The sequence below is a fragment of the Hymenobacter profundi genome (assembly GCF_019334315.1).
Taxonomy (GTDB): Bacteria; Bacteroidota; Bacteroidia; order Cytophagales; family Hymenobacteraceae; genus Hymenobacter; species Hymenobacter profundi.
In genome coordinates, this window is record NZ_JAHWGL010000167.1 from 1 (window position 1) to 5,735 (window position 5,735).

5 protein-coding genes are annotated in these 5,735 nt (G+C 56.8%); 4 read left to right on the top strand and 1 reads right to left on the bottom strand.

The genetic code is table 11. From position 1 onward, the window contains the following. Nucleotides 1-53: 53 nt before the first annotated feature. Nucleotides 54-1,001 (bottom strand): hypothetical protein, encoded by a 948-nt coding sequence (locus KYK14_RS21330; RefSeq protein WP_208307994.1) that lies wholly within the window; start codon nucleotides 999-1,001, stop codon nucleotides 54-56. A 53-nt stretch (nucleotides 1,002-1,054) separates the two neighbouring features. On the opposite strand from KYK14_RS21330, the gene KYK14_RS21335 reads away from it, so the two are divergent. From KYK14_RS21335 to KYK14_RS21350, 4 genes are all read left to right on the top strand, one after another. After that, the gene (locus KYK14_RS21335) at nucleotides 1,055-1,732 is read left to right on the top strand and encodes a methyltransferase domain-containing protein (protein ID WP_343217149.1); all 678 of its coding nucleotides are present in this window, start codon (nucleotides 1,055-1,057) and stop codon (nucleotides 1,730-1,732) included. Nucleotides 1,733-1,813: 81 nt separating this feature from the next. Then, nucleotides 1,814-2,668: a 3-deoxy-8-phosphooctulonate synthase gene (kdsA, locus tag KYK14_RS21340; RefSeq protein WP_219161687.1), complete on the top strand. Its 855-nt coding sequence runs from the start codon at nucleotides 1,814-1,816 to the stop codon at nucleotides 2,666-2,668. Nucleotides 2,669-2,816: 148 nt separating this feature from the next. Continuing rightward, complete coding sequence (gene sppA, locus KYK14_RS21345) at nucleotides 2,817-4,574, top strand: signal peptide peptidase SppA (protein ID WP_219161688.1); 1,758 nt, start codon at nucleotides 2,817-2,819, stop codon at nucleotides 4,572-4,574. A 143-nt stretch (nucleotides 4,575-4,717) separates the two neighbouring features. Next, nucleotides 4,718-5,536 carry a purine-nucleoside phosphorylase gene (locus KYK14_RS21350; RefSeq protein ID WP_208307997.1) on the top strand — a complete coding sequence of 273 codons (819 nt, stop codon included), beginning with the start codon at nucleotides 4,718-4,720 and terminating at the stop codon, nucleotides 5,534-5,536. Nucleotides 5,537-5,735: the final 199 nt, after the last annotated feature.

Sequence of the window (5,735 nt, forward strand, 5' to 3'; positions counted from 1 at the left end):
CCACAAAATTCGCGTAATCCGAAAAATCCGAGCGAATTCGTGGTTCAGATATTCTACTTCAGCGTGAACGTGGTTTTGCCGATCATCACGCCACCCGAATATAGCTCTACCGTGTGCAGACCGGTTTTGTAAGGTGCACCCTTGGCGTACAAAAACTGCACAGGCTGGCGGGTGTTGTCAAACACGATGTCCTGCTTGGCCGTGTAAAACGCCTCCGACCCATCAACCATAAACGTGCCGCCGCCGGTGCTCAGGTTGTATAGCGCCGAGCCGTCGGGCTCGATCAAGCGCATCATGATTTGCTTGGTTTCCTTGGGGGCCACGTCGTTGCGAGCTAGGTTGAAAGTAACTTTCACTTTCTCTACCCGCTTGGCTTTGAACTCGTTGTCGTCGTCGTCCTTTTCTTTGTTGCGGCCGTTGATGATGCCTACCCGGATGTTGTCGGCTTGCAGGCGCGAGGCCACGGCTACCTTGTCCGACAGCTCCTGGTTGGAGCGTACTACCGTCGAGATGGTGTCGGTGAGTTTGTTTTGGCGCTCTTTCAGGGTAGTTGTTTCGGTGTAGAGAGCCTCGTTATCAGCCTTCAACTGAGCAATTTCCTCGTCTTTTTTGCGCAGCTGATTCTCGAAGTTAGCGGCGCGCTCCTTGAAGCGACGCTGCTCAGCAATAGAGAAGCTGCCCTTGCGGAAGGAGCGCAGTTTCAGCAAATCGGCGTTGATAGAGGCAATGCGAGCCTCCAGCGAGTCGTTGGCTAGGCCCATCCCTTGTACTTCCTGGCTCTGGCGCTCAAAATCAGCCTTTAGGGTTTCGTACTCTTTGATTTGCTGTTCCAGCTTGGAGTCTTTCTCTTTGACAGTGGCTGTCAGCTGCTCGTTTTGCTTGCCTTTCTGCTGATTCAGGTAGAACAGGAAGCCGTTGATGCCCAGTAGCACCAGAAAGAGGGCCACGAACAGCCAGACCCGGTTGTTGTTTTTAGGTTCAGAATTTTGAGTTGGTTCCATGTAATGGGAGGGTTAAGTGATACCCGGCAGATGCGGGTGGGACCAGTACCTTTGTGCACAAAAATAAAGGGATTGTGCACGTGCGCAAGTCCCGGCTTAAATCGGATAAGGTGATGCAACCTACGCAAAAGCTTGATGCCATCTACTGGCAAGGGCGTTACGAGGCCGGACAAACTGGCTGGGATACGGGCCAGATAACGCCGCCTCTGCGGGAATATTTCATGCAGCTATCCGAGCCTGATGCTCGCCGCATCCTCATTCCGGGCGCTGGACGCGGCTACGAAGCCGAATATTTGCACGGCCAGGGCTACTCCCAGGTGTGGGTGGCCGACGTGGCGCCCGACGCCCTAGCGGCCCTGCAAACCCGCGTGCCCAACTTCCCAGCGGACCACTTGCTGCTACAAGATTTTTTCGCCTTGGCGCCCACCGAGCCGTTCAATTTGCTGGTAGAGCAGACGTTCTTTTGTGCCCTCGACCCCGCCCAGCGCCCCAACTACGCCCGGCAGTGCGCCGCGCTTTTGCGCCCCGGTGGCACGCTCGTAGGCTTGCTCTTCGACACGGAGTTTTCGCAGCCCGGCCCACCCTTCGGCGGTAGCGCGGCGGAGTACCGCACCTATTTCGAGCCGTATTTTGATTTCGTGCATTTCGCACCGGCCTATAATTCCTTGAAACCCCGGCAGGGTAGGGAGTTGTTTATGTGTTTGCGCCGGAAAACGGAGGTTAAGCCGTAGCTTGCGTTTCCCACTCTCTACCCTCATTTTTTTGTCTTACCAGCTGGTGGCCCTATGGCGCCGGCCCCTACCTTGCCTTCTATGTTTGCCCAACTTGCCAACGTCCTCCCGCATTTCCGCAATACCAACTCCGGTCAGTTCTTTCTGATGGCCGGCCCCTGCGTTATCGAGGGAGAAGACATGGCCCTGCGCATTGCTGAGCGCATTAAGCATATCACCGATAAGCTCCAGATTCCTTACATCTTCAAAGGCTCTTACCGTAAGGCCAACCGCTCGCGCCTGGATTCCTTCACCGGCATCGGCGACGAAACGGCCCTGCGCATCCTGCAAAAGGTGGGGCGCGAAATTGGCGTGCCTACCGTCACCGACATCCACGAAACCACCGAGGCTGCCTTTGCCGCTGAGTACGTAGACGTGCTGCAAATTCCGGCTTTCCTATGCCGCCAGACCGATTTGCTGATTGCCGCCGCCAAAACCGGCAAAGTGGTGAACGTGAAAAAAGGTCAGTTCTTGAGCGGCGACGCCATGCAGTTTGCCGTGGATAAAGTGCGGCAGTCCGGCAACGAGCATGTGATTCTGACGGAGCGTGGCAACTCGTTCGGCTACTCCGACTTGGTGGTGGATTTCCGCAACCTGCCGGCCATGCAGCAGTTTGGCGTGCCCGTGGTGATGGACGTGACCCACTCCCTGCAAAAGCCCAACCAGAGCAGCGGCGTGACGGGTGGCCAGCCGGCCCTCATCGAAACCATTGCCAAAGCTGCCATTGCCGTGGGCGCCGACGGCCTGTTCATCGAAACGCACCCTACCCCCGCCACCGCCAAATCGGACGGGGCCAACATGCTGCCGTTGGATCAGCTGGAGGGTCTGCTCACCCGCCTCACCACGTTGCGCCAGGCCTTGCAGGATACGGGCAGCATCGAGGCCTTGCCAGCGTAAAAATTATCTGTCATCCTGAGCTTGCGAAGGACCTTCTCACGGCAGAACGAGGCGTTGTTCAACGTGAGAAGGTCCTTCGCAAGCTCAGGATGACAGACTGTTTTACGTTTCTATATCTTTTCCGCATCTCCCTATCTGAATCCCCTACATGAAACAATTTTTTAAGTACGTGCTGGCTACCCTCACGGGGTTGGTGCTGTTTGGTATACTGAGTTTTGTGCTGTTGCTGGGGGCGCTGTTTGTTCTGGCCAGCTCCGCCGATAAGGAGGTGACGGTAGCCAGTAACTCGGTGCTGGAAATCAAGCTGGATAAGCCGTTGGCTGAGCGCGAAAGCCGCAGCTCGTTGGCGTCGCTCATCAGCTCGCAGGCCGATGATATTGGGTTGGAACAGGTGAAAGAAGCCATTGGCCGTGCCAAAGATGACGGCGACATCAGAGGCATTTTGCTGAATGTGGAGCTGGTGCAGGGTGGCATGGCCTCGCTGGAGGAAATTCGCGATGCGCTGCTGGATTTCAAGAAATCGGGCAAGTTCATCGTGTCGTATGCCGATGCGCAATCGGAAAAGAGCTACTACTTGGCTTCGGTGGCTAACCGTATCTACCTCAATCCGCAGGGCACGCTGGAGTTCAACGGTCTCAGCTCGGAGACCTACTACTACAAAAACCTGTTCGATAAGCTGGGCGTGGAGCCGTACATTTTCCGGGTAGGCTCGTTTAAGAGCGCCGTAGAGCCGTATTTCCGCACCAGCATGTCGGATTCGGCGCGGCTGCAAACGTCTTCGTTCCTGAACTCGCTCAACGACTACATGCTGGGCCATGTGGCTACGGCCCGCCGCATTCCGGGGCCGCGCCTCAAGGTTATCAGCGACTCCATGCTGGTGCACAACGCCGACGACGCTAAGCGCCTCGGCCTGGTGACCAACCTGGGCTACTACGATCAGGCTACCGACTACATCAAAGGCAAGCTGGGCGTGGCGAAGGATAAAAAGCTGAGCACCATTGACCTGAGCGACTACGCCAAAAACAGTGAGGATGAAACGCTGGGCAACAACCGGATTGCCGTTATCTACGCCGAGGGCGACATCGTGACGGGTAAGGGTAGCGGTAGCAGCATTGGCAGCACGCGCTTCGCCGAGGCCATCCGCAAAGCCCGCATGGATGATAAGGTGAAGGCCGTAGTACTGCGCGTGAACTCGCCCGGTGGCTCGTCGCTGGCCTCGGATATTATCTACCGCGAAGTGGTGCTGACCAAGAAGGTGAAGCCCATTATCTGCTCCATGTCGGATGTGGCGGCGTCGGGTGGCTACTTCATTGCCATGGCCTGCGATACCATCGTGGCCCACCCCAATACCATCACGGGTAGCATCGGCGTATTCGGCGTATTGCCGAACATTGGACCGTTCTTGAGTGAGAAAATTGGGGTGACGACGGACCGGGTGAAAACGGGCGAGTTCTCGGATATTCCCACCATCACGCGGCCGCTCACGGCCTACGAGAAGCAACAATTGCAACAGGAGGTAGACCGCATCTACGCCGATTTTACCACCAAAGCCGCCCAGGGTCGCCACATGCCCGTGGAGCGCCTGCGCCGCTTGGCGTCGGGTAGGGTGTGGTCGGGCAGTGAGGCCAAGGCCCGCGGCCTGGTCGACGTGCTGGGTTCTATGGACGATGCGCTACGTATCGCCGCCCGCCGCGCCAAGCTGAAAGAGGGCGACTACTCCTTGCAGCGCCTACCCCGCCAAAAAACCTTCGTCGAAAGCATGTTCACTGGGCTGAACGAGGAAGTGCGCTTGCGTATGGTGAAGCAGGAAATGGGCGCGCTCTATCCTATGTACGAGCAATACCAGAAGCTCACGCAGATGCGCGGTGTGCAGGCCCGCATGCCGTTTGAGATGACGATTGAGTAACGTTTTACAACGTTTGTCATCCTGAGCAGAGCGAAGGACCTTCTCACACCAGAACGAGTCGTTGTTACGCCTGTTATTCTGCCGTGAGAAGGTTCTTCGCTCTGCTCAGGATGACAAACGGTCTTACACTTCAACCCCACCCCATGCAACAACTCCGCGAAGCTACTGCCTACCTCCAAACCCGCCTGCAAGACTTTCAACCCGAATTCGGTATTATTCTCGGTACCGGTTTAGGTGGGTTGGTGCAGGAAATCGAAGTAGCCCACACGTTTTCCTACGCTGATATTCCGCATTTTCCAGTGTCAACGGTAGAGAGCCACTCGGGTAAGCTGCTGGCGGGCACGCTGGCGGGTAGGCGGGTGCTGGTGATGCAGGGGCGCTTTCACTTCTATGAGGGCTACTCCATGGAGCAAGTAGTGTTTCCGGTGCGCGTGCTGAAGCTGCTGGGCATTCAGAAGCTGTTTGTGAGCAACGCCGGCGGCGGCCTCAACCCCGACTACAACTACGCCGACCTCATGCTCATTGAGGACCACATCAACCTGCAACCCACCAACCCGCTCATCGGCAAAAACCTGGACGAGTTGGGCCCGCGCTTCCCCGATATGCTGGAGCCCTACGACCACAGCCTGCTGTCCCTAGCCGAAAAAGCTGCTCAGGATTTAGGATTCGCCGACAAAGTGCGGCGCGGCGTGTACGCCTCCCTACCCGGCCCCATGCTGGAAACCCCCGCCGAGTACCGTTACCTGCGCACTATCGGGGCCGATGGGGTAGGAATGAGCACTGTGCCCGAAGTTATTGCCGCCGTGCACATGCAACTGCCCGTGCTGGCCATATCCGTCATCACCGACCTATGCGCGCCCGGCAAGCTCAAACGCGTGCAATTAGCTGATATTCTGCGCGTAGCTGCTGATGCGGAGCCACGGCTTACGGCGTTATTGAAAGCAGTAGTGGAGCAGTGCTGAAATGGTGAGTAGTGAGGTTGTGAGATGGTGAGGTGGTGAATGAAAAAAGCCTGTCATCCTGAGCTTGCGAAGGACCTTATCACGGCAGAACGACGGACGTACCAACGACTCGTTCAACTGGCATAAGGTCCTTCGCAAGCTCAGGATGACAGGCTTTTTTCATTCACCACCTCACCATTCAAACCTACTCCCGCAGAAT

Excerpts from the sequence above, each read along its gene's own strand:
- KYK14_RS21330 (WP_208307994.1), bottom strand. The coding sequence starts at position 1,001 with ATGGAACCAACTCAAAATTCTGAACCTAAAAACAACAACCGGGTCTGG.
- kdsA (WP_219161687.1), top strand. The coding sequence starts at position 1,814 with ATGTTTGCCCAACTTGCCAACGTCCTCCCGCATTTCCGCAATACCAAC.
- sppA (WP_219161688.1), top strand. The coding sequence starts at position 2,817 with ATGAAACAATTTTTTAAGTACGTGCTGGCTACCCTCACGGGGTTGGTG.
- KYK14_RS21350 (WP_208307997.1), top strand. The coding sequence starts at position 4,718 with ATGCAACAACTCCGCGAAGCTACTGCCTACCTCCAAACCCGCCTGCAA.